Origin of the sequence: Rhodococcus sp. A14 (assembly GCF_011603105.1) — a bacterium.
Lineage (GTDB): Bacteria > Actinomycetota > Actinomycetes > Mycobacteriales > Mycobacteriaceae > Rhodococcus_F > Rhodococcus_F opacus.
On record NZ_JAAOQS010000093.1, the window covers coordinates 1 to 23,343 of the forward strand.

Annotated in this window: 20 protein-coding genes, 2 pseudogenes and 1 other annotated feature; of the genes and pseudogenes, 14 read left to right on the forward strand and 8 right to left on the reverse strand. The window is 67.2% G+C overall.

The features are described 5' to 3' along the window. The 3 genes from G9373_RS34065 to G9373_RS34075 form a co-directional block, all read left to right on the forward strand. A partial coding sequence (locus G9373_RS34065; protein ID WP_167119220.1) for an LLM class flavin-dependent oxidoreductase occupies positions 1-447 on the forward strand: 447 nt, incomplete at its 5' end. 2 nt (positions 448-449) lie between these two features. Continuing rightward, positions 450-2,105: a glucose-6-phosphate isomerase gene (gene pgi, locus G9373_RS34070; protein ID WP_167119332.1), complete on the forward strand. Its 1,656-nt coding sequence runs from the start codon at positions 450-452 to the stop codon at positions 2,103-2,105. Continuing rightward, complete coding sequence (locus G9373_RS34075) at positions 2,105-2,461, forward strand: WhiB family transcriptional regulator (RefSeq protein ID WP_240960893.1); 357 nt, start codon at positions 2,105-2,107, stop codon at positions 2,459-2,461. The genes pgi and G9373_RS34075 overlap by 1 nt, the downstream gene beginning before the upstream one ends. Positions 2,462-2,864: 403 nt before the next feature. Here G9373_RS34075 and G9373_RS34080 read toward each other — a convergent pair whose 3' ends face one another. Next, positions 2,865-3,476, reverse strand: a complete 612-nt coding sequence (locus G9373_RS34080; RefSeq protein ID WP_167119226.1) for a hypothetical protein — start codon at positions 3,474-3,476, stop codon at positions 2,865-2,867. A 442-nt stretch (positions 3,477-3,918) separates the two neighbouring features. Between G9373_RS34080 and G9373_RS34085 the strand changes: the two genes are divergently transcribed. Continuing rightward, a complete protein-coding gene (locus tag G9373_RS34085) occupies positions 3,919-4,146 on the forward strand; it encodes an Arc family DNA-binding protein (protein ID WP_164065999.1) in 228 nt (75 codons plus the stop codon). Beyond that, positions 4,143-4,562, forward strand: a complete 420-nt coding sequence (locus tag G9373_RS34090) for a type II toxin-antitoxin system VapC family toxin (protein WP_167119229.1) — start codon at positions 4,143-4,145, stop codon at positions 4,560-4,562. The genes G9373_RS34085 and G9373_RS34090 overlap by 4 nt, the downstream gene beginning before the upstream one ends. A 148-nt stretch (positions 4,563-4,710) precedes the next feature. Here G9373_RS34090 and G9373_RS46960 read toward each other — a convergent pair whose 3' ends face one another. Then, positions 4,711-5,100 carry a hypothetical protein gene (locus G9373_RS46960; protein WP_240960891.1) on the reverse strand — a complete coding sequence of 130 codons (390 nt, stop codon included), beginning with the start codon at positions 5,098-5,100 and terminating at the stop codon, positions 4,711-4,713. Positions 5,101-5,219: 119 nt separating this feature from the next. Here G9373_RS46960 and G9373_RS34100 point away from each other — a divergent pair, with 119 nt between their 5' ends. From G9373_RS34100 to G9373_RS34110, 4 genes and pseudogenes are all read left to right on the forward strand, one after another. Further along, positions 5,220-5,543 (forward strand): hypothetical protein, encoded by a 324-nt coding sequence (locus G9373_RS34100; protein ID WP_240960892.1) that lies wholly within the window; start codon positions 5,220-5,222, stop codon positions 5,541-5,543. Between the two features lie 147 nt (positions 5,544-5,690). Then, a pseudogene (locus G9373_RS45965) lies at positions 5,691-5,975 on the forward strand (metalloregulator ArsR/SmtB family transcription factor); the annotation flags it as partial. Positions 5,976-6,008: 33 nt separating this feature from the next. Next, positions 6,009-6,494 (forward strand): SRPBCC family protein, encoded by a 486-nt coding sequence (locus G9373_RS45970; RefSeq protein ID WP_206032991.1) that lies wholly within the window; start codon positions 6,009-6,011, stop codon positions 6,492-6,494. Beyond that, complete coding sequence (locus G9373_RS34110; protein ID WP_167119235.1) at positions 6,494-6,952, forward strand: SRPBCC family protein; 459 nt, start codon at positions 6,494-6,496, stop codon at positions 6,950-6,952. Before G9373_RS45970 ends, G9373_RS34110 begins: the two co-directional genes overlap by 1 nt. A 32-nt stretch (positions 6,953-6,984) precedes the next feature. On the opposite strand, the gene G9373_RS34115 is transcribed toward G9373_RS34110, so the two are convergent. After that, positions 6,985-8,283 (reverse strand): MFS transporter, encoded by a 1,299-nt coding sequence (locus tag G9373_RS34115; RefSeq protein WP_167119250.1) that lies wholly within the window; start codon positions 8,281-8,283, stop codon positions 6,985-6,987. Further along, positions 8,280-9,641 carry an MBL fold metallo-hydrolase gene (locus tag G9373_RS34120; RefSeq protein ID WP_167119253.1) on the reverse strand — a complete coding sequence of 454 codons (1,362 nt, stop codon included), beginning with the start codon at positions 9,639-9,641 and terminating at the stop codon, positions 8,280-8,282. Before G9373_RS34120 ends, G9373_RS34115 begins: the two co-directional genes overlap by 4 nt. Before the next feature lie 89 nt (positions 9,642-9,730). On the opposite strand from G9373_RS34120, the gene G9373_RS34125 reads away from it, so the two are divergent. Then, the gene (locus G9373_RS34125) at positions 9,731-10,393 is read left to right on the forward strand and encodes a metalloregulator ArsR/SmtB family transcription factor (protein ID WP_167119281.1); all 663 of its coding nucleotides are present in this window, start codon (positions 9,731-9,733) and stop codon (positions 10,391-10,393) included. Positions 10,394-10,520: 127 nt separating this feature from the next. On the opposite strand, the gene G9373_RS34130 is transcribed toward G9373_RS34125, so the two are convergent. Then, a protein-coding gene (locus G9373_RS34130) for an IS3 family transposase (RefSeq protein WP_167119284.1) occupies positions 10,521-11,782 on the reverse strand; the annotation gives its coding sequence in 2 pieces (ribosomal slippage) (positions 10,521-11,488 and positions 11,488-11,782; 1,263 coding nt in all). Further along, positions 11,367-11,498 (reverse strand) — a sequence feature (AL1L pseudoknot). (Overlaps the previous gene by 132 nt.) A 54-nt stretch (positions 11,783-11,836) precedes the next feature. Here G9373_RS34130 and G9373_RS34135 point away from each other — a divergent pair. Together G9373_RS34135 and G9373_RS34140 are read left to right on the forward strand one after the other, a co-directional pair. Next, positions 11,837-13,131: pseudogene (locus G9373_RS34135) on the forward strand (MFS transporter). A gap of 625 nt (positions 13,132-13,756) precedes the next feature. Continuing rightward, positions 13,757-13,975 carry a hypothetical protein gene (locus G9373_RS34140; protein WP_167119287.1) on the forward strand — a complete coding sequence of 73 codons (219 nt, stop codon included), beginning with the start codon at positions 13,757-13,759 and terminating at the stop codon, positions 13,973-13,975. Positions 13,976-14,134: 159 nt separating this feature from the next. Here G9373_RS34140 and G9373_RS34145 read toward each other — a convergent pair whose 3' ends face one another. After that, positions 14,135-15,082: an alpha/beta hydrolase gene (locus G9373_RS34145; protein WP_167119288.1), complete on the reverse strand. Its 948-nt coding sequence runs from the start codon at positions 15,080-15,082 to the stop codon at positions 14,135-14,137. Positions 15,083-15,827: 745 nt separating this feature from the next. Between G9373_RS34145 and G9373_RS34150 the strand changes: the two genes are divergently transcribed. Further along, positions 15,828-18,881 carry a UPF0182 family protein gene (locus G9373_RS34150; protein WP_206032983.1) on the forward strand — a complete coding sequence of 1,018 codons (3,054 nt, stop codon included), beginning with the start codon at positions 15,828-15,830 and terminating at the stop codon, positions 18,879-18,881. Positions 18,882-19,034: 153 nt separating this feature from the next. Further along, positions 19,035-20,738 carry a cation:proton antiporter family protein gene (locus tag G9373_RS34155; protein ID WP_346842883.1) on the forward strand — a complete coding sequence of 568 codons (1,704 nt, stop codon included), beginning with the start codon at positions 19,035-19,037 and terminating at the stop codon, positions 20,736-20,738. Positions 20,739-20,745: 7 nt separating this feature from the next. On the opposite strand, the gene nhaA is transcribed toward G9373_RS34155, so the two are convergent. Next, positions 20,746-22,074, reverse strand: coding sequence for a Na+/H+ antiporter NhaA (gene nhaA / locus G9373_RS34160; RefSeq protein ID WP_167119297.1), 1,329 nt, complete (start codon positions 22,072-22,074; stop codon positions 20,746-20,748). Further along, positions 22,071-23,333 (reverse strand): alpha/beta hydrolase, encoded by a 1,263-nt coding sequence (locus tag G9373_RS34165; RefSeq protein WP_346842884.1) that lies wholly within the window; start codon positions 23,331-23,333, stop codon positions 22,071-22,073. Before G9373_RS34165 ends, nhaA begins: the two co-directional genes overlap by 4 nt. Between the last annotated feature and the right edge of the window lie 10 nt (positions 23,334-23,343).

Genomic DNA, 23,343 nt, shown 5'->3' on the forward strand with positions numbered 1-23,343 from the left:
GGTGACGGGTTCATCTGCACGTCCGGGAAGGGCATGGAGTTGTACACGGAGAAGTTGATGCCTGCGGTCGCGGAGGGGGCGGAGAAGGCCGACCGTGATGTGGCGGAGATCGACAAGATGATCGAGATCAAGATTTCGTACGACACGGATCCGGAGTTGGCGCTGGAGAACACGCGGTTCTGGGCGCCGTTGTCGTTGACGCCGGAGCAGAAGCACAGCATCGATGATCCGATCGAGATGGAGAAGGCGGCGGATGCGTTGCCGATCGAGCAGGTGGCGAAGCGGTGGATCGTGGCGTCGGATCCGGATGAGGCGGTGGCGCAGATCCGCCCGTATCTCGATGCCGGGCTCAATCACCTGGTGTTCCACGCTCCCGGGCACGATCAGAAGCGGTTCCTGGAGTTGTTCGAGCGCGACCTCGCCCCGCGGCTGCGAGCCCTCTCATGACCATGAGAACTGATGTCACTGACATCCCGCTGTGGAAGAAACTCGCAGATCACCAGCAGGAGGTCGCCGCTCTCCATCTGCGGGAGCTGTTCGACACCGATCCCAACCGCGGCACTGACCTCACCGTCACCGCTGCCGACCTGTTCATCGACTACAGCAAACACCGGGTGACCCGCGAAACACTCGGACTCCTACTCGATCTCGCACGCGCCGCCGGCGTGGAGGAACAGCGGGACGCGATGTTCGCCGGTGCACACATCAACGTGTCCGAAGACCGCGCGGTACTACACACGGCGCTGCGTGAACGCCGGGATTCCACCCTGGTCGTGGACGGCCAGGACGTCATCGGCGATGTCCATCATGTCCTTGAGCGTATGGGTGCGTTTACCGATCGGATCCGATCCGGAGACTGGCGCGGAGCCACCGACGAACGCATCCGAACCGTGGTCAATATCGGCATCGGTGGCTCGGACCTTGGTCCTGCGATGGTCTACCGTGCCCTGCGCCACTACGTCGACGGACCCGAGGTGCGATTTGTGTCGAATGTCGACCCCGCGGACCTGCTGTCTGTCTTGTCGGACCTCGATCCCGCCAGCACACTGTTCGTCGTTGTCTCCAAGACGTTCTCGACGCTGGAAACCATGACCAACGCGGCAGCGGCCCGCAGGTGGGTCACCGAGGCGCTCGGCGAAGAATCGGTCCCGCAGCACTTCGTCGCTGTCTCGACCGACGCCGATCGGGTTGCTGAGTTCGGCATCGACCCGGCGAACACCTTCGGATTCTGGGACTGGGTCGGGGGACGGTACTCGGTGGGATCGGCTGTCGGACTCGCGGTGATGGCCGCCATCGGACGAGAACGCTTTGCCGAATTCCTCGGGGGATTCCACAGGATCGACGAGCATTTCCGCACGGCTCCTCTCGCGGAGAACGCGCCTGTCCTGCTGGGCCTGATGGGCGTCTGGTACGCCAGCTTCTTCGGCGCCGACTCACGCGCTGTGCTGCCCTACTCGAACGATCTCATACGGTTCCCGGCCTACCTGCAGCAGCTGACGATGGAATCGAACGGCAAGTCGATACGGGCAGACGGAAACCCCGTCGAAACCGCCACCGGCGAAGTCTTCTGGGGTGAACCCGGCACGAACGGTCAGCACGCCTTCCATCAACTCCTGCACCAGGGCACCCGGTTGATTCCCGTGGACTTCCTGGGGTTCGCGCAACCGATTGATGATCTCCCCACTCTTGACGGCGCGGGGTCGATGCACGGTGTGCTGACGGCGAACATGCTCGCCCAGTCCAAGGTGCTGGCATTCGGAAAAACCGCTACCGAGGTCGTCGCAGACGGGACACCGCCCGAACTCGTACCGCACAAGGTGATGCCCGGAAACAGGCCGTCGACCACGATCCTTGGCACGAAGCTCACACCGTCGACCCTCGGGCAGCTGATCGGCTTGTATGAACACCAAGTCTTCGTACAAGGGGTCGTGTGGGGCATCGACTCGTTCGACCAGTGGGGTGTCGAACTCGGCAAGACATCGGCTCTGGAACTGGGCCCTGCCCTCTGGGACACAGACGGCGCAGCTTATGACGGGGATAGCTCCACCGCCGGGTTGATTCGCGCCTATCGACTGGTGAGAGGGGAACGCAGTTGCCTGCATTGATGTTGCGGCTTCCGTCGCCGATCGCCGAGTCGTGGGATTGGCAATTGTCTGCCGCGTGCCGAGATGCCGACCCGTCGGTGTTCTTCTATGCCGACAACAAACGCGGCGAACCCCGTTCGAGTCGCGTCCGTGCTGCCAAACAAGTCTGCCGGCGGTGTCCCGTACGTGCACAGTGCCTAGACCACGCCCTCAAGGCACGCGAGAGTCACGGAATCTGGGGCGGTTACACCGAGGACGAGCGCAGGACGATTCAAAGGATGCGGGATGTCGAATGCACACCGTCGGAATTCGTCGGAATCTCTGGGCAGGTTACGACGGCTCACCTGCTCGACCCTTGGGTCGGGCTACCCGCTTGAGTGGTTCTCTCCCGAGGACGACGCCGGCAGGTCGACCGGGGCAGTTGCGTAGCTCTCCATGAGTGCGGCCTGCGCGACTTCGGCCATCCGCAGATGTGCTGGCGTCGAGCCCCCGGATCGTATCCGCTCGGCGATGGTCTGGCCCGTGTCTCCGAGATCGATGTGTGGAGGAAGTGTGTTGGGGAGCGCAAAGCCAGTCACCAGTGTCGGGAGGACGATGTCTGCGATGTGTCGGTGGATTTGGTTCAGCTCGGCAGCTGGCGAAACCCACGTGTCACTATCCGGGCGTTGTACGAGTATTGCGGTGTGACAACTAATTTCGACGGGGCTACCGCGGCGGGTGGAGGCGAGCACGTCACCAACGGTGATTGGGCGGATAGTTCGGTCGCTGGTGGAGAACGGTTCATCGGAGCGCTGGACGATGGAGCGTGCGCCAGCTGTTCGGATGGTCCGGTGTTTGTCGGTATTCGAGTATTTCTGCAATAGGACCAGGGGGTGGGCGTACTCGGCCGGCACGTCCATGAGTTGGGCGAGCAGGGGAGATCGTCGCCCCGCGTGCCGTGGTGTCGGCGTAGGGCTGCAGGCTTTGGATGCGGTCTCCGAGCTGAGTGCCTGGACCCAGCTCGACCAGGCCCTTGCTGTGCTTCTGGCTCTGCCAGTTCGTGAACTTCTCCGGGTCTTCGTGAATAGGCATCGCGATTTCGCGGGCCTGCTTCTCCGGAACCATCACGTCACGCGCCGACTCGACGAGATGGAACAGCGTGTTGTCCACTGCGGCGCGGAGATGGTTGATGGCCTCACTGAACAGCATCGAAGCAAGGGGTGGGATCGGCCGAACCCCTGAGACCACGACATCGAGTTGTCCGTTCCCGCGATCGGCCCCCTGCATCTGGAGTGCTTCCCGTGACCAGGCGAGGGAGAGTTCGCCGAGCTGGTACGTGGCATGGTCGGCGCGCGCAAGGCGTAACGCCACCGACTGCAATTCCTGCGGCAACCAGGCCGTCTCATGTTCCACGAGCAGCAGACTACGGGCAGCCCCCGACTGCCATCTCGTGCATCGAGAACTCGGTAAGCGTGCCATCGTCCTCCGAAGGTGCGATTCCTGTGCGAACGACGATTCGTGTTCCGCCCATCGCGTGTTTTTCACGCTGGTGTCCTGCATCAAATTGGCAGGCCGCGATCAGTTCGGTGTCGGTGTCGGTGTCGGGTCGCCCGGGTGTGGGGAGTCGGTTGGATCCAGCGCAGCTACTTGCAGGTTTGGTGCCGAGCCCCGGCACTCGGAGCAGAATGCTGGGATCACCCGCGGCAATCGATCACTCGACCTCGATATGTGCAGCCGTGACCAGCGGGATTAGCCATGGCAACTTCGCGCGTGCGACCAAGAGGTGGGACGACCTTCTGAAGGTCTCGCTATCGGTCGGCGTGATATCGTTGGTGTGATATCGGAGGTGGTCGCTGTGGAGCAGATCCTGATCCGCAATCTTCCCGCGGGTACCAAGGCTGCCCTGCGGGCGCGTGCCGAGCAGCATCACCGGTCGGTCGAGGCGGAGGTGCGCGAGATTCTCGGTGAGGCCCTGGAGCGGGAGCCGGTCACGCTCGTCGACCTGTTGAGCACCGATGAGGGTGCCGACATCGAGTTCGAGCCCGAACGCCTCGGTCTGACTGCCCGAACTGCTGAGTTGTGAGGTACGTCCTGGACACCAACGTTGTGTCCGCGCTGCGGGTTCGGGGACGTAACCGGTCGGTGGAGGCCTGGTCGGCGTCGGTGCCGGTGGCCGACCAGTTCGTGACGGCCATGACCATTGCCGAGATCGAGCGGGGCGTGGTCGCCAAGGAGCGATCCGACCCGGCGCAGGGAGGGGTCTTGCGCCGGTGGTTCGAGGAGCGGGTGCTGCCGGCCTTCGCCGACCGTGTGTTGCCGTTCGATCTGCCGGCCGCACGGGTGCTGGCCACCTACCGGGTGCCCGAGCATGCGCCGTTCGACGACGCTCTCATCGCCGCCGTCGCGCAGGCCGCCGAGATGACGGTGGCGACACGTAACACCAAGCACTTCGAGCCGCTCGGCGTCCGCTGCTTCAATCCGTGGGAGCCGACCGTCTGACGGCCTACCGTCCTCGACGAGTCTCGACCCGATCACCTTGACGTCGGACGAGATCCACGGAACCGCACTGAGCACCCTGTCCTCGGATTCCCTACGGGCCGGTGCACAACGTGTGCGGGAAGAGATCAACGAGATGCCTGCCCCGGCGTCAGCAGTTCGTCAGCCACATCACCCGAAACCGGTGCCGCCACCGGGTGACGGGGTAGGCGCGGGATTGCGTCGCCAGTGCCAGCGCGTAGACGGCGTACACGAATATCCCGACCAGCGTGAGTGCGATCGCCATGAGTAGGACCATTAGGACGTCATCGAGCGTGACGGTGGTGAGTGCCGCCGCGATTGCGGCGAGGAGCATCGTCAGTGCCAGGGCCTCCCACCAGCGAGCGTGGTGCGGGCGCCTGAAGTTGCCAAGCTGCAGACGCGCCGCGGCACGAACTCGGGGGCCGGGCGGCGGATTCGCAGTCCTCCAGCGGTCAATGCCGTCGAAGAAGCCAGTGGTGGTGCACTCGCCGTCCGGCCATCCTTTGTGCGCATCGATCACCGCGCATTCCTATCACTGAACTGGGCAGATGACACGTCCCTGTGACGGCCGAAGGGCCACGCCCACAACGCGATACTGTCCACACAACGCCAGTCAGCTCAGACAATGGGGGAGACGCCATGACCGATGCAGCAACCACGCCGCCGCTCGGGAAGATTCTGACCGCCGACGAGGTCGCCCGGTTCGTGGCCCGCGTCGCATACCCCACCAGCCCGGTGGTGCTGGTGGACGAGGAACTCGCCCGGACCGCCCCGGCGCGGGCCTACGGTGATTGGCGGGGTGCGCTCGGCCTGCCGGACCTGGCAGAGAAGGCCCGCACGCTTCTGCCCGAGACAGCCGACGGACGCGCCGCGGCCGACACCGCCCCTGTTCCGGGCCCGGCGCGTAGCGACCATTTCGGCTCGGTTCCCGGGCGCCAGCACCTGTTGTTGGGCTTCTTCTGAGGCTGCGGGCTGTGGGCCGCCGCTGTGGCGCTGTGGTGATGGCCGGGCCGGCGAGGCGTCAGTCCAGCGGAAGGGCGATTTCCGGAGGGGTGGGGGTTGGGGGACATCTCTTGACAACCATGCTCCGTAAGCGAAGACTTACCGTTCGTAGATACTTACCAAGCTGGAGACGAATGGGGTGCGCTCGCCGATCGCATGAGGCGCACGATCCTCGAGCGTCTGGCCGAGGGTCCGTGCGCGGTCGGTGAACTCGCCCGCGAGCTGCCGATCAGCAGACCGGCGGTTTCGCAACACCTGAAGGTGCTCAAGGACGCCGGGCTGGTCCGCGACCGGGCCGTCGGCACCCGCCGCATCTATCACCTCGACCCGGCGGGGATCAGCGTGCTCCGCACGCAGCTCGACCGGTTCTGGGCACAGGCACTGACCGCCTACAGAGACGCGGTCGAACAACCCGCAGGAGAGGTCATGACACAGACACACGCTGAACCGGTGCAGCAGCAGATCGTGGTGAACGCAGGTTTGGAACGCGCGTTCGCGCTGTTCGTCGAGCGATTCGATGCCATCAAGCCGCGTGAGCACAACATCATGGCGGTCCCGATCGCCGAGACCGTGTTCGAATCGAAGGTGGGCGGCCACATCTACGACCGCGGGGAAGACGGCACACAATGCCGGTGGGCGCGAGTACTGGCCTATGAGCCGCCGAACCGGGTGGTGTTCAGCTGGGACATCAACGGGCACTGGCAGATCGAGACCGACCCGGACAAGACCAGCGAGGTGGAGGTCCGGTTCATCGCGGAATCCGACGATCGCACCCGGGTCGAGCTCGAGCACCGCAACCTCGAGCGCCACGGCGAGGGTTGGGAAGCGGTCCGCGATGGTGTCGGGCACGACGCCGGGTGGCCGCTCTACTTGCAGCGCTACGCCGACGCCGTCGACAGTGAGCAGCGCTGATGGCGCCGATCACGACCAGCATCGACGTCGACCGCCCGCCGGCGCAGGTGTTCGCCTACGTCACCGACCCGACCCGCTTTGTCGAGTGGCAGAAGGGTGTCGTCGGCGGGCACATGGACGGCAGTGGGGCCCCGCAGGTCGGTGAGAAATGCCGCACCACGCGCCGCATCGGGTTCGCCGAACGTTCGGTGACCGCCGAACTCACGCATATCGATCCGCCGAGTACGTGGGGTGTGCACGGTGTCGACGGCCCGATCCGGGCGGTCGTGGATGTGACGGTCGATCCGCTCGACTCCGCACACCGCTCCCGGGTGACAATCGCGGTCGACTTCGAAGGCCACGGGATCGGAAAGCTTCTCGTGCCCCTCGCCGTGCGCCCACAGGCCCGCAAGGAGATGCCACGCAACCTGGCCACGCTCAAGCAGCGCCTGGAGGCGCAACCGGCACAGCCGAACTAGGCGGCCTACGTCCTGGCCACCCGGGATGGGTCTCACCCCTTCGGCGCACGCTCGGTGCTCATGCGGATGGGTTTGGGGTGGGTTTCGTACATGCGGACCGCGACGGCCAGGGCCGAGGCGGCACTGACTGCGGCGGCCACCCAGACGGCGACGTGCATGCCCATCAGGTCGGCGACGATGCCGCCGGCGATGGCGCCGACGGCGTAGCCGCTGTCGCGCCAGACCCGGTAGATCCCGACGGCCCGGCCACGCCAGGCCGGGTGGGCGACGTCGCCGATCACGGCGAGCAGGATGGGGTAGACCATGGCGGTGCCGGCTCCGAGCAGCACCGTGCCGGCCGCCCACCCGAGAAAGCCGTGGGAGGCGGCGATCAGCGCCAACGCTGCCGCTTGCAGGGTCATGCCGGCGGTGATCAGGTGCTTGCGCCCGATCCGGTCCGACAGGGCGCCGGTGACCAATTGTCCGGCACCCCACACCCCGGGATAGAGGGCGAACAGCAACCCGATTTGTCCGGCGCTGAGGTCGGCGGTGGCGAACAGCAGGGGGAACAGGCCCCAGGAGAGCCCGAAGTTGAGGTTGTTGACCAGCCCGGCCTGGCTCGCCGAGGACATGGCGGGTTCGGTGAAACTCGTTGCCACGGCGATCTGCCGGTCGGTCAGATCCGCATGCAGGTGATCGCGGCGACCGTCCGCGCGGGGGATGTGCTGCGCGGCTTCCAGGCGCGCGTAGTCGCGGGTCTCGCGGATGAACACCCCGGACAGCAGCAGCGCGAGGGCGGTGTAGGCGAGTCCGAGCAGGAACGGGGCCGGTCGTAGCCCGTACTGGTCGGCGAGGTAGCCGGCCATCAGCGAGCTGACGGCCACGGCGCCGTAGCCGGCGGCCTCGTTCAGTCCCATCGCCAGGCCGCGGCGGCGGGGGCCGACCAGGTCGATCTTCATCACCACGGTGGTCGACCAGGTCAGGCCCTGGTTGATGCCCAACAGCACGTTGGCGGCGACCACCCACCACCAATTGGGGGCGGCGATGAGCATCAACGGGACGGGAATGGCGAACAGCCAGCCCACCAGCAGCACCGGCTTGCGGCCGAAGCGATCGGACCAGGTTCCGGCGAAGTAGTTGGCGGCGGCCTTGGTGATTCCGAACGCGGCCACGTAGGTGAAGATGAATGTGTAACCGGTGAGGGCGAATTCGTTCGCCGCGAGCAGCGGCAGCACGGTCTGCTGCTGGCCGACCATGCCACCGACGAGGGCGTTGACCGCGACGAGCAGGCTGAACTGGGCAAGGTTGGCGCCCAGGCCGAGTCGGATCAGCCGGGGCGCGGTCGCGCTCATGCGCCGGTCTCGAGGATGCGGCCGGTGGCGGCCGCCCAGTCGTCGGGTCCGCCCTCGAGCACCGTGAGATTCCGGTGCCCGGCGCGTTCGAGCAGGCTCGCGGCGCCCATCGCGCGTTCACCGTGCCCGCACATCACCACGGTCGGCTCGCGGGGCAGGTCGTCGACCCGGCCCGGGAGGGCGCCGAGTTCGATGTGGACGGCGCCGGGCAGATGCCCGGCCAGATACTCGGGGCGTTGACGGATGTCGAGAACCCGCACGCCCTCGACCGCGTCGGGGCCGGTCACGGCCGTGGCGGCCACCCCCCGTTCGGCGGCGGTCCAGGCGGCCAGGCCGCCGTCGAGTTCGCCGATCAGGTTGTCGTACCCGATTTTCAAGCCCTGCCACACGATCTCGTCCACGTCCTGGTCGTCGTCGCGGACGATGATCAGCGGCCGGTCGGCCGGGGCGAGCCAGCCCAGCCAGCTGGCGAACACCGGCCGCAGCGGAATCGACAGGGCGCCGGGGATGTGTTCGGCGGCGAAGCGGGCCAGCGGGCGCACGTCGATCAGGACGACGCCCTCACCCAATTGGGCGCGGACGGTGTCGACGGTCAGGGCCGGCAGCACCGGATCCTGTTCGAGGAGTGGGGGACCGACCCGGTTGATCTCGCCGAGCCGGCGGAAGTACGGCGGATAGCTGCCCAGCGACCCCAGCAGCTGGTCGACGAACGCGTCCTCGTCCCGGGCGGCGAGCAAGGGGTTGGTGGCGCGCTCGCGCGCGATGGTGCTGGTGCGCTCGGCGCCGGGCGGGGCCGAGCAGAAGGAGCCCGCCCCGTGCGTGGGCCACACCGCCACCTCGCCGGGCAGTGCGGCCAGCCGTTGCAAGGAGGCGTACTGGGCGCGGGTGAGGGCCTCGGTGCGCTCCGGGGAGATCAGGTCGGTCCGCGCGGCCGAACCCACGATCAGAGATCCGCCGGTGAACACCCCCACCTCCTTCTCGCCGTCGAGGAGCAGGAAGCACAAATGTTCGTGGGTGTGCCCGGGCGTCATCAGCGCCCGCAACCGCAACCCACCCAGGTCCACCTCGTCGCCGTCGCGCAGCCCGGTATGGGGGAACTCCCGGTCCCCGGCCGCCGAGGCCAGCACCCGCGTCCCAATAGTGGCGCCGAGTTGGCGAGCGCCGGAAAGGAAGTCGGCGTGCAGGTGGGTGTCGGCGGCGAACGCCACGGTCAACCCGCGGCGGGCGGCCGCGGCATGCACCGCCCGCAGGTCCCGGCTGACATCGACCACCAACGCCCGCCCGTCACCGAGATCCACCAGATACGCGGAGTTGCCGAGCCCCTCGTCGACGAGCGGCACCAGATCGATCCCGGCCATGGCCTTCTCCCTGCCTCGGCTCTGAGGGCGTCCCGGGCGGAACACCCGATCCATGTTCTACACTATTCCAAAGATGATTGGAGAATGCCATGGGTGATCGGATCGCGAAGACCGAACTGTTCGACCAGTTCGCCCGCGTCGGCAAGGCCCTGGGCAGCGGCAAGCGACTCGAACTGCTCGATCTGCTCGCCCAGGGCGAACGCACCGTCGACGCCCTCGCCCGCGCCTGCGAGCTGGGACTGACCACCGCATCCGCGCACCTGCAGACCCTCAAGCAGGCCAACCTGGTCGCCACCCGCCGCGAGGGCACCAAGGTGTTCTACCGGCTCGCCGGCGAGGACGTGGCGCAGCTGTTCGCACTGGTCCGCACGGTCGCCAACGAACACCTGCCCGATGTCGAGGCCGCCGCCGCCGCGTATCTCGGCCCGGCCGACACCGAACACGTCAGCAAGGACCAGCTGCTCGAGCGGGCCCGGTCGGGGAAGGTGACGGTGCTCGACGTGCGCCCCCGCGAGGAATACCAGGCCGGGCACATCCCCGGAGCGGTCTCGATCCCGTTGGACGAGTTGGCCGATCACCTGGCCGAGCTGCCTGCGGATCAGGAGATCGTCGCCTACTGCCGCGGCGCCTACTGCGTGCTCGCCCACGACGCGGTCCGGCTCCTGACCGACCACGGCCGGCAGGCCTCGCGGCTGGCCGACGGCATGCTCGAGTGGCGACTGGCGGCCCTGCCGGTCGACTCCCTGACCTGACCAGCGCCCCGGGTCACCGAAAACCCTTGTCCCGGCCGCGTTTGTGCGGGCCCACCCCCGAAACCTCCGAGGTGATCGAATGAGTTCGCAGCAGATTGAACTGCCCTGGATCGAGTGGAGACTTCGTTCAGGCCACCTCGAGGACCGAGGCGGCGGTGGGACGCTGTTCACGGTAGCGCGTCTCGTACTCGATCGGCGACAGGTAGTCGATCGAGGAATGCAGCCGGTCCGCATTGAACCAGCGAATCCACTCGGCAGTCTCCCGCTCCACCTCGTCCCGCCCGGACCACAATCGGTCCCGGTCGATCAACTCGGTCTTGTAGAGCCCTATGGTCGATTCCATCATCGCGTTATCGAGGGCGTCCCCGACGCTGCCGATCGAGCCCGCGATGCCCGATTCGGTCAGCGCGTCGACGAAGATCCGTGAGGTGTATTGCGACCCCGCATCCGAGTGGTGCACCAAACCCGTTGCGGTGAAAAGTAAATCGGCTCTCTTGCGGGTGAACAACGCCTGTTCGAGCGTCGCGCCGACCAGCGGGGTGGTCTTGGTGGTCATCACCCGCCAGCCCAGGATTCTGCGGGAGAAGACGTCGACGCAGAACGCGGTGTAGACGAACCCGGCCAACGTCCACACATAGGTGAAGTCGGCGACCCACCACTGGTCCGGACGCTGCGCCGCGTCCCATTTCCGCTCGATCAGATTGGGGTGCCGCGGCGCCCGATCATCACGCTCGGTGGTGCTCGTAAGGCGGCGGCCACGGACGACCCCGACGATGCCGGCGATCCGCATCAGGCGGGCCACCTGATCGCGTCCCATGTCGTGACCAGCGCGTTTCATCGTCCGCCAGAGTTTGCGGACGCCGTAGACACGCTTGTTGGCGACGAACGCCCTGTGGACGGCGTTCGCGGCGTAGGCGTCGGCCAGCTCGGTGTCCGAGACGCGTCCGCGCTGCTTGACCTTGTAGTAGGTGGACGGGGCGATACTGATGCCGTGCTCGGTGAGCACGGCACAGATCGGGTCGACCCCGAAACGGGAACGGTAGGCGTCGATGTAGTCGACGATCACCGCAGTCGGCGGTCGACCTCCGCCGCCGCGAAAAACGCGCTCGCGGTCTTCAGAATCTCGTTGGCTCTGCGTAATTCGGATACTTCTCGGCGAAGCCGGGCGACCTCGTCCGACACGTCAGATGTTACAGACGATGCGCCGGGTGCCTGGCGGCTCTCCTCCCGCTCGATCCAGTTCCGCAGCGTCGCCGGCGCGATGTCGAGCAGCTCGCCGACATGGCGACGGGCTGCGACCTTCGAGCCTCCACGCTCCTCGATCCGGTCCCGATACATCCGGACGGCACGCTCCTGGGTCTCGGCGTCGTACTTCTTCGGTGCAGGCATACCAGCATTCTCCTTGCTAGATCAGAAGCCTCCACCTCGTCCAGGACGGTTCAGATCCCGCAGCAGCGCCGCACACTGGCGGTCCTGGTCGGCGCCCAGGTGCTCAGTGGCGCCGGACTCGCCGCCGGCATCACGGTCGGGGCGCTGCTGGCGCAGGACATGCTCGAGACCACCAGCCTCGCCGGGCTGCCCAGCGCCATGTTCACCATCGGCTCCGCCGCGGCCGCGGTCACCGTCGGGCGCATCTCCCAACGCCTCGGCCACGTAGGACGGGCCTGGCCCTCGGGTACGCGGCCGGCGCCCTCGGCAGCCTCGGCGTGGTGGCGGCCGCCGTCCTGGGCAACATCGCCCTGCTGTTCCTCGCCCTGTTCGTCTACGGCGCGGGCACCGCGACCAACCTGCAAGCCCGCTACGCCGGAGCGGATCTGGCGGCGGCGCACCACCGCGGCCGAGCGGTGAGCACGGTGCTGGTCGCCACCACCGTCGGTGCCGTCGTCGGCCCGAATCTGGTGACCGTGATGGGCGATCTGGCCACCCGGTGGGGCATCCCGGCGCTGTCCGGGCCGTTCCTGCTCTCCGCCGCCGCCTACGCCCTCGCCGCGCTGGTGCTCTGGGTGCTGCTGCGCCCGGACCCGCTGCTGCTGGCACGAACCCTGGCCGCCGACACCACCGCCCCGGCCACCGACGAAATCGCCCCTGCCACCCACGAGACCGCACCAGCGGCGGCCAGGACCTGGTCCCCGGCCGTGGTGCTCGGGGCCACGGTAATGGTGGTCACCCAGCTGGTGATGGTCGCCATCATGACGATGACCCCGATCCACATGCAGCACCACGGCCACAGCGTCGGCGCCGCCGGGATGGTCATCGCCGTCCACGTCGGCGCCATGTATCTCCCGTCCCCGCTGTCCGGGCTGCTCGTCGACCACCTCGGACCCCGGCCGGTCGCCGCCGCCGCGGCGCTCACCCTGCTCGCCGCCGGCATCACCGCAGCCGCGGTGCCGGCCTCGTCGGTGGCCGGCCTCGCCCTTGCTCTCGGCCTGCTCGGTCTCGGCTGGAACCTCGGACTGGTCGGCGGCACCACGATCATCACCGACGAAGTCCCGCTGACCACCCGGGCCCGCACCCAGGGCACGGTCGATCTGTGCATCGCCGTTGCCGGTGCCGGCGGCGGACTGACCTCCGGGATGATCGTCGCGGCCACCGACTACACCGTCCTCGCCGTCACCGGTGGGGTGATCGCGCTGAGCATCGTGCCCGCTCTCGCCCTGTCCGCCAGGACTAAGACAAAGACGAGGACCGGATCGGCACCGGTGAACGAAACGGCCACCGGCGGCGCGCCACGGCAGTAGGTGCGTGCGGGCCTCAGGTGGCCGCAGCGCCGGTGCGGCGATCGCGGTCAGCGACGTGAGGGCCTCGAGCGTCTCGGCGATCAACTGCAGCATCAGCCCGTCGCACACCGCGATCAGCACCGAGAAGATCGAGGGCAGGCCTATCCGGCGCCGCGATCCCCGTGTCGTCGAGGGGGTAGCGTGCGAATTGCATACCGTCGAACACCGGCATATCCGGCTGCGAGTCGTTCGCGCACAGTGTGGAATACATTGTGAGGGTATGTGATTCGACATAGTACTTGAATCGAGGACCGAAGCTCGTCGACGGAGTCGATGGCCGCCTCCAGCCTCGCGACGAAGCGCTCAGGCACTCTTCGCCCCCTCCGCGGCCGTGAAACGCAGGCAACTTTTGCGCAGTACCCGGACGCCCGGGGTTCGCGCGAGTGCTCGTCGTTGCCTGATGGGCCATCGTCTGGCCCGCAGCCCACTCACCGCCTGGTGGGAGCAGATGCTCGGACGGAAGCCCCGACCTCGACCACCTGCCCGAGGGGTGCCTTGGTATCCGCCGCCGACGGGTGGCAACAGTGCGGTGACGCCTTGGGTGTTTCTCGTCCGACGCGGGCTTCGAGCCCATACCGTCCGAAGGATGGGTATCGGACGTTTGTCGCTGGAACTGCCCGCCGGGAAGACTGCTGCGGAGGCAGAACGTGAAGCTGCCCGCGTGCTCGAGGAGAGCGGGGTGACCGGATGGAGCGATCTGGTGTTGCAGACGACGCTCACCAGCGGGGCGGCGGGGCGAAGCAGATATACCTTCACGTATTGGACGGACGATCCAGAGAACCACCAGGGTCGAGACGAGAAGTAGCTCGGCATGCGACAACGGCCCGCCCGCTGCGGCTCCGCGCGCTCCTCGGGCGAGCTTCCCGGGACTGGGGCTCCAGTGCCCGCGTTCTCTGCGACTGGGACGCCGTCAACGAACCCGCTGTACCCGCGGCATGCTGCTGAGCACAGGCCCCGCATAGCTCTACCGGTCGTGAACCCGTGGACCACACCAGTCGATGACCGTGCGAGCGTAATCGGCGGGGACTTCGAACGGCGGCGCGTGACCCACACCGTGGAGGACCACCAGATTCCAGTCGGGCCGCTGCGCCGTCCAGTCATCGATCGACGCCCGGGCAGCGATGCGATCCTCATCGCCCCAGACAAGAAGGGTGGGCGAGGCGACCCGGCGCATCGCGTCGAGCACGGGCCGCCGCCGGACGAGCATCAGCGACATCAGCGAGGCATACACCGTGACCGCACGACCCAAACAACTCGGCGCGACCGCCGACATCTCCTCCCGCATGAGACCGGCGATTTCCGGTGACATTCTCGTGCCCGCAATCGACGCGGGATCGGCCGTTGGCCGCAGCTTCCCGGCGAGGATACGCCGCCCCGAAACCCGGAGCAGCACACGGGCGGCCGGTGCGACGACGGCCAACCCCGCCCTACCGAGGGTGTGCCACATACGCGCCTCGCCGTCGCTCAGCGGGGGAGGAAGTGCCGGCGCCACCAACACGAGCCCGTCGACCCGTTCGGGTGCCTGGTCGGCGAACAGCAACGCCACCATCCCGCCCGCCGACCAGCTGTGCACCGTGACCCGATCCAGCCCGAGTGCGTCGATGAAATCGCGCAGGAACAGCGCGTTGGTTTCGATGCTCGCCGCGCGCCGGTTCGGCAGCGCGGTGTGGCCGGCGATCGTGCCGGGCAGGTCTACCGCGATCGCGTGCGCGTGTGGTCGCAGTTCCGCGAGCACGTCGAGCCAGTTCGAGGCGCTGTTGGCCGGGTTGGGAACGAGCAGATGAACCGGCACTTCCGGCGCCCGCGTCTGATCGGTTACCAGGTAGTGCACCTCCGTGCCGTGCACATCGACTGTCTTACTACGAATTCCGGACCACCGAGAGGCGCGCTCACCCCAGTCGGTGTACAGCATTACCCCAGGCTACGCCCGCCGGCACGGGGTTTGGGATGCCGTCAAAGATCGGGTCCCCAGGTACATGAGAGACCGCGCGGCAAGCGGACTTTCGGGCACTCGTTGGTTATCCGCCGCGCGTTCCGCCGGATCTCGTGTGGTACCGCAAGAGTGCAGCGAGCATGAAGACTAGGGGCCAGTGCACGCGAGGAACCCCACCGGCCCGCGCGCCCATGCCGAACCGGTGGGATCCGCAGCCCGTGTTGCGGCGTCCGACGGAAAAATGATTCGACGTCGGCGCGCTACGTGACGGGCAGCCGTCCAATCTCACTCAATTGGACGGAACCCCGCCTGCTCATGGGGCAGAGGCGGAGGCTCGCCGCTGCACTTGCAGCTGATTGGACGGTAACCCGATCCAGAGTAATGTACAAGTAGATCTACAGTAAAGCGTAAGTAAAGGCGAAGGTTTTTCGTTCGGCTCGGTGTGCGACAAACGGTCTCATCGGTGGTGAGGGCGCTCTTGACAACGCAGGAGCCGGAAGCCGCTGCGACAAGATCAAGGTGGGCTGCTGCAGAGTGGTCGCGCAGTGTCTTGCGCGCCTCACGAAAGTGTCCCGAGCGCTGGTGATAGGCAGATCTTCGCCGGCATGCGTATCCATGTGTGTGCGGTGGCGACGCCCCTAGAATGGGATAAATCGGACATTTCGGCTTCGCTGGAGGGTCAGGGAGATCCTGTCGCGAACTGGGCGAGCGCCGGGAGGTGATCATGGCATCCTCTGAGTCGGAGCGGTTGCTGTCGCGGCGGGTGTCGGTGTCGGTGGTGGTGCTGCTGGTGTTTGTGGCGTTGTTGGTGATCGGGCCGCGGCTGGTGGCGGTGTATGTCGATTGGTTGTGGTTCGGGGAGGTCGGGTACCGGTCGGTGTGGGGGACGGTGCTGGTGACCCGGTTGATCCTGTTTGTCGTGGTGACGCTCGTGGTGGCCGGGTTGATGTCCGCGGTGCTGGTGTGGGCGTATCGGTCGCGGCCGTTGTTCGTGGCCGCGGTGTCGTCGAAGGACCCGAGCGAGGAGTACCGGACGGTGGTGATGAGCCGGCCCCGGTGGTTCGGTATCGGTGTTCCGCTGCTGGTTGCGGTGCCGTTCGGGTTGAGCGCACAGGCGAGCTGGGCGACGGTGCAGTTGTTTCTGCGCGGCGGCGGGTTCGGGACGGTGGACGCGGAGTTCGGTCACGACATCGGCTTCTACGTGTTCGACCTGCCGTTCTACCGGTTGGTTCTGACCTGGCTGTTCGTGGCGACGTTCCTGGCGTTCGTTCTGAGCCTGGCAACGCATTACCTGTTCGGCGGGCTGCGGCTGTCGTTCAAGAACAAAACCCAGAGCCAGGACCAGGAAGACAATCGGGTCGGGGACCGAACCCGGGACCGGGACGAGCCCGGGGCGGGCGTAAGTGCGCTGACCCGGGCGGCACGGATTCAGCTCGCGGTGCTGGCCGGGTCGTTCATCGCGCTCAAGGGGGTCGCCTACTGGCTGGATCGGTATGCGTTGCTGTGGGGGAGCCGGAAGGAACCGACCTTCACCGGTGCCGGATTCACCGACATCAACGCCGTACTGCCGGCACGGTTGATCCTGTTCGCCATCGCGATCATCTGCGCGTGCGCGTTCTTCGCCGCGATCTGGGTGCGGGATCTGCGGATCCCGGCGATGGCCGCCGCCCTGCTGGTGCTGTCCTCGATCCTGGTCGGCGGGATCTTCCCCGCGCTGATGGAACAGTTCTCGGTCAGCCCGAACGCCGCCGACCGGGAAAGCCCCTACATCGAACGCAACATCGACGCCACCCGCCAGGCCTACGGAATCGGCGCCGACCGGGTCGAATACCGGGACTACCCGGGTGTGGGTACCCGGCCGCCGCGGGAGGTCCCCGCTGACGTCACCACCATTGCCAATGCCCGGTTGTTGGACCCGAATGTGCTCTCCCGCACCTTTACCCAGCAGCAGCAGCTGAAAAACTTCTACGGCTTCACCCCCACCCTGGACATCGACCGCTACAGCATCGACGGTGAACTCGCCGACTACATCGTCGCGGCGCGTGAGCTGTCCCCGAACAGCCTGAGCGGCAATCAAACCCAGTGGATCAACCGGCATCTGGTCTACACGCACGGCAACGGTTTCATTGCGGCGCCGGCGAACCGGGTCAATGCCGCGGTGCGGGACGCTTCCGGGCAGAGCAGCAGCAGTGACAGCGGCTACCCGATCTACACCGTCAGCGACATCGCCTCCCAAGCCGTCGGAAACCAGATCATCCCGGTCGACCAGCCGCGCATCTACTTCGGCGAGGTGATCGCGCAGTCCGAGAGCCCGGACTACGCCATCGTCGGCGCCGGGGCGGGCGCCACCCCGCGCGAGTACGACACCGACACCGCCACCTACACCTATACACGCTCCGGTGGGGTGCCGATCGGGAGCTGGATCAACCGGCTGGCGTTCGCCGCCCAGTACGCCGAGCGCAACATCCTGTTCTCCGGCGCCATCGGGCCGGAGTCGAAGATTATCTTCAACCGCGACCCGGCCACCCGGGTCGAACACGTCGCCCCGTGGCTGACCACCGACACCAACCCGTATCCGGCGGTCGTGGACGGGCGGATCACCTGGATCGTCGATGCCTACACCACCGTCGAGCACTATCCGTATGCGCAGGCCGGGGCCCTGAGCGAACCGGTCGTCACCGACCCCGACACCGGACGGACACTGCCCCGGGAGCAAGTCTCCTACGTCCGGAATTCGGTCAAGGCCACCGTCGACGCCTACGACGGCACCGTCACCTTGTATCAGGTCGATCAGGACGATCCGGTCCTTGCCGCGTGGATGAGCGTGTTCCCCGGCACCGTCCGGCCCGACGAGGCGATCTCCGACGATCTGCGCGCCCATTTCCGCTACCCCGAGGACCTGTTCCGGATCCAGCGTGAACGTCTGGCCAAGTACCACGTCAACGAACCGCGGGAGTTCTTCACCAACAACGCCTTCTGGTCCGTTCCCAGCGACCCGACCACCGACGCCAGCGGCCAACAGCCCCCCTACTACATCCTGGTCGGGGACCAGGCCACCGCTCAGCCGTCGTTCCGGCTCGCCTCCGCCATGGTCGGGTTCAACCGCGAATTCCTCTCCGCCTACCTCTCGGTGCACTCCGATCCCGACAACTACGGCAGGATCGAGGTGCTGCAGTTGCCGACGGACACCCTCACACAGGGGCCGCAGCAGATCCAGAACTCGATGATCTCCGACACCCGGGTGGCGTCCGAGCGCACCCTGTTGGAGCGGTCGAACCGGATCCACTACGGCAACCTGCTGACATTGCCGATCGCCGACGGCGGCGTCCTGTACGTCGAACCCTTGTTCACCGAACGGTTGTCGACCGCCGCCGACGGATCGACGTTCCCACAGCTGGCCCGCGTGCTCGTCAGCTACCGCGAACCCGGCACCGGCGGGGTCCGGGTCGGCTACGCCCCCACCCTCGCCGAAGCCCTCGACCAGGTCTTCGGCGCCGGCACCGGACGTGTCGCGACCGCCCCCGGCGGCGACGCGGCCACCGCACCACCAGCCCCCGCACCGGAGCCCGCGCCGCCACCAGTGGTCGGTGCGCCGCCCACTGCTCCGGCGTCGCCGGTCTCCGAGGAGCTGACCGCGGCCGTGCTGGAACTGAACGCCGCCCTGGGCAGCCTGCGTGAGGCCCAGCGCACCGGTGATTTCACCACCTACGGCGCAGCCCTCGACCGTCTCCAGCGCGCGATCGACGGCTACCTGGCCGCCGGAGGAAGCCTGAATTGACGCTCCACCGGGTGGCCGAGCAGTGGTGGGGATAGCAGTGTGCCCGCAACGCCGTACACCGAACCTGCTGGCGGTTGATCGTGTACCGAACCCCGTCGCGGCGGACAATGAGCTCATGTCGCCGACCGCTCGGGTGGGATGGGGGCACGTGTGGTGGACTTGCACGATTTCGCGCTGATCGCGGTGATCCTGGCCATCGCCGCAGCCGCCGGGTTGGTGGCCACCCGGCTTCGCCAGCCGATGATCGTCGCGTTCATCGGGGTCGGGGTGTTGGTCGGACCGACCGGTACCGGCTGGGTGGTCGCCGACAGCACCATCGAGCTCCTCGCCCGGATGGGCATCGCGATTCTGCTCTTCCTCGTCGGGTTGCGGCTCGACATGCACCTGATCCGAACCACCGGACCGGTCGCCCTCATCACCGGTCTCGGACAGGTCCTGTTCACCGCGGTGATCGGGTATCTCCTCGCGGTCGGCTTCGACATGGATACCGTCGCCGCCCTGTACGTTGCTCTGGCCCTGACATTTTCGTCCACGATCATCATCGTCAAACTGCTCTCCGACACTCGGGAGCTCGAACAGATCCACGGCCGCATCGCGGTCGGCCTCCTGATCGTTCAGGACATCATCGTGGTGTTGGTGATGATCGCGATCAACGCGTTCGGTCAGCGCACCGACGACACCATGACAGTGAGCATCGTGCTGGTCGTTGCCAAAGGGCTCGGGCTGATGGCGGGCATCGCCCTCCTGATGAAGTTCGTGCTGCCGTGGCTGCTGAACCAAGTGGCCCGGTCGCAGGAACTGCTCGTGCTGTTCGGGGTGGCCTACGCAGTCTCGGTCGCCGCCGTGACCGAGACACTCGGATTCAGTTCCGAAGTCGGGGCGTTCGTCGCGGGGGTGTCGCTCGCGGCCACCCCCTACCGCGACGCACTCGGCGCTCGGCTGGTGAGCCTGCGCGATTTTCTGCTGCTGTTCTTCTTCCTCGATCTGGGCGCCGGACTGGACTTCGCGGACGCGGCCGGGCACCTCCCGGAGGCGGTGATCTTCTCACTGTTCGTGCTCGTCGGCAAACCGCTGATCGTCGTGGTGATCATGTCCGCGATGCGGTACCCGGTCCGCATCGGTTTCGCCACAGGACTTCCACTCGCACAGATCTCGGAGTTCTCCCTGATCCTCGCCGCGTTGGGCCTGAGCCTCGGGCACATCAGCAACGCCACCGTCAGCCTGATCACCGTGATCGGGCTCGTCACGATCGGCGGCTCGACCTACCTGATCCTGTACTCGCACCGGATCTACCGCCGGATCGAACGTTGGCTACGGGTGCTCGAGTGGACCGGAAGTCGGCGGGCCGAGCCCGCAGGGGCCGACCGTGCCGTCTACGCCATCCTCTACGGCCTCGGCAGATTCGGCCGCCACGTCGCCGATCAGCTCAGCGCGGCCGGCCACCGGGTGCTGGCGGTCGATTTCGATCCCCATCGGCTCGCTGCGAACAACCGCGAGGGGATCACGGCGGTGTTCGGCAGCGCCGAAGATCTGCACTTTCTCGAGTCACTGCCCCTCGCGCAGGCCCGGTTCGTCATCAGCACCATCCCCCTGCTCGACGTCAACATGGCGCTGCTTCACGGTCTTCGTCATCACGGATATCAGGGGCATGTCGTGGTGACAGCGCATACTCCGCACGACGCGGATCAACTGCGGTACGCGGGAGCGGAATTCATTCTCGAACCCTTCTCCCTCGCGGCGGAAGCGGCATCGGAGGTGTTCACCCGGCTCGCGGGAAACGAGGACGGAGGCGACACGCATCCCGGCACCGAGGCCGGTGACCGGAGACCGAAGGATCCGGATCAGTCCCCGACGTGAGGTGCACTCACGACACGATGCCGCGGCCGTCGTTGCGTTGGTAGACGTCGGGAATGCCGTCGCCATCGGCGTCCACGGTTTCCTGTTCGGCGATGAGCCGGTAGGCGCGGTTGCGGATCCGCAGCACCGCGGCGGCGACGACCGCGGCGACCACCGAACCGCCGAGCACACCGATTTTGACGTGATCGTCGGCCGCGCTGGCCTGCCCGTAGGCGAGTTCCCCGATCAGCAGGGACACGGTGAACCCGATGCCAGCGAGGATCGCGACCCCGAGGACGTCGATCCACCGCAGCCCGGCATCGAGGGTGGCCCGGGTGAACCGGGACAGCAGGTAGGTGGTGCCGAAGATTCCGCAGGTCTTGCCGACGATCAGGCCGGCGATGATGCCGAGCGCGATCGGATCGGACAGGGCGTCGGTCAGGCCGCTGAGTCCGCCGATGGTGACGCCGGCGGCGAAGAACGCGAACACCGGGACCGCGAACCCGGCCGAGAGGGGGCGGATGCGGTGTTCGAAGTGCTCGGCGAGGCCCGGTCCGGCGTCCGGGCCGCCGGCTGCGCGGCTGCGCAGGACCGGGACGGCGAAGCCGAGCAGCACTCCGGCGACGGTGGCGTGCACCCCGGAGGCGTGCACCAACGCCCAGGTCAGCGCGGCGAGGGGAAGCAGCAACCACCACGAACGGATCCGCCGCTGCACCGCTACGGTGAACGCGGCCAACGGGATCAGTGCCGCCAGCAGAGGCAACACCGACAACTTGTCGGTGTAGAAGATGGCGATGATGGTGATCGCGAGCAGGTCGTCGACGACCGCGAGGGTCAGCAGGAACGTGCGCAGCGTCGACGGGAGGTGGGTGCTGATCACCGCCAACACCGCGAGGGCGAACGCGATGTCGGTGGCGGTGGGGATCGCCCACCCCTGCAGAGCATCACCGCCCGTGCGGGCGTTGACCGCCACGAAAACTACTGCGGGTGCGGCCATGCCGCCGACCGCGGCGGCGATCGGCAGCGCCGCCCGGCGCGGGTCACGCAGATCGCCGGCGACGAACTCGCGTTTGAGTTCGAGGCCGACGACGAAGAAGAAGATCGCCAGCAAACCGTCCGCGGCCCAGGTTCCGATCGACAGGTGCAGGTGCAGCGCTTCGGGCCCGACCGTGAAGTCGCGCAGCGCGTCGTACCCGGCAGACCAGGGGGAATTGGCCCATACCATCGCGGCCACGGTCGCCAGGAGCAGGAGTGCGCCGCCGACGGTTTCCTTGCGGAGGATCGCGGCGATGCGGGAGGTTTCGGCCCACGATCCGCGGGGGAACAGGGGCGTTTTGGTCGTGGGGTGGGTGTTCACGCGGTTTCTTCCTGGTTATCGGGTGCCGTGGTGATCAGCTCGGCGACGGCGGCGGGGGCCTCACGCAACGCCAGATGCCCCACCCGGGGGAGGGTGTGGATGTCGACACCGAGCAGCGATCGCACCCGTGGGCGCAGTAGCTGTGGGGGCACCAGTCGGTCGTGTTCCCCGGTGGCGACGACGACCGGGGAACCGGACCAGCGGTGTACGGTCCGGGCGGGCAGGCGGTGCGGCGGCCGACCGGGGAAGCAGTGGTCGGCGACCATGCTGTACCAGGACACCAGGCTCAGGTCGGGGATGAACCGGGGCGACATCAGATACGACAGCAGTTGTTCGCTGTGCTCGAGGGTCGGGTTGAGTCGCCATTTCGCCCGCAGCCAGGTCAGCTCCCCGGTGCGCCGCATGGTGACGATGGCCGCCGGGTTGAGCAGGACCAGCTTCGCGACACGCTCGGACGGGGTGGACGCCAGCGCGATGCCGGCGCCGAGGGAATGGCCGACCAGGATCACCGGCTCGCCGCACAGCTGGGGGAGCAGCTCGTCGAGCCAGTGCCCATAGACCGGAAGCTGATGCCGGTACCGGTGCGGGCGCCGGGAGGAACTCAGGCCCGGCTCACCGGGAATGTCCGGGACCAGGACGCGGTGCTGTCCCCGCAGCGCGCACACGGTGGCCAGGCTCGTGGCCGCGTTCAGGTCGGCCCCGGGCAGCAGCACCACAGGCGGGCGCCCCGTGCTCGTTCCGGCCGACAGCACGGTGGTGACTCCCAGTGAGGTGTCGAACCGGTGCAGTGCGTGGGGGACGTGCCAGTGTTCGAGCCGGTCCCGGCAGGTGCGGCGAACCGGCAGGCTGTCCGCGGTCTCGTGGTAAATGCCGTGTGTGGCAAGGGGAACGTGCTTCATCGCGCTCACCGCGCCACGACCGGCGACAGGCCGGTCCGGTGTGGGTGGCTGACAGGCAGCAGAGATGGTGCGATCCACATGATGCGGTCCTCGTCGGGTCGATAGCGAGCGAAATTCTTTTGCCGACCAGACTTCCCGGCGCACCACTTTCACCCTATCGCGCCCGGCGACGAGTGCACGAACCCGGGCCGCTACCACCACCGGGTTGGCTGCTCCGAGCTGCTCGGTCGAGTGCGGGATGAGGCCGTGCGCATTGGTGACCGACAGGTGTTGGGAGTCGTGGACGGTGAGAATGTCGCCTTCGGTGACGAGGCAGATTGTCTCGTCGCAGACGGTGCCGGACAGATCGATCAGATGCACTCGGGGTCCG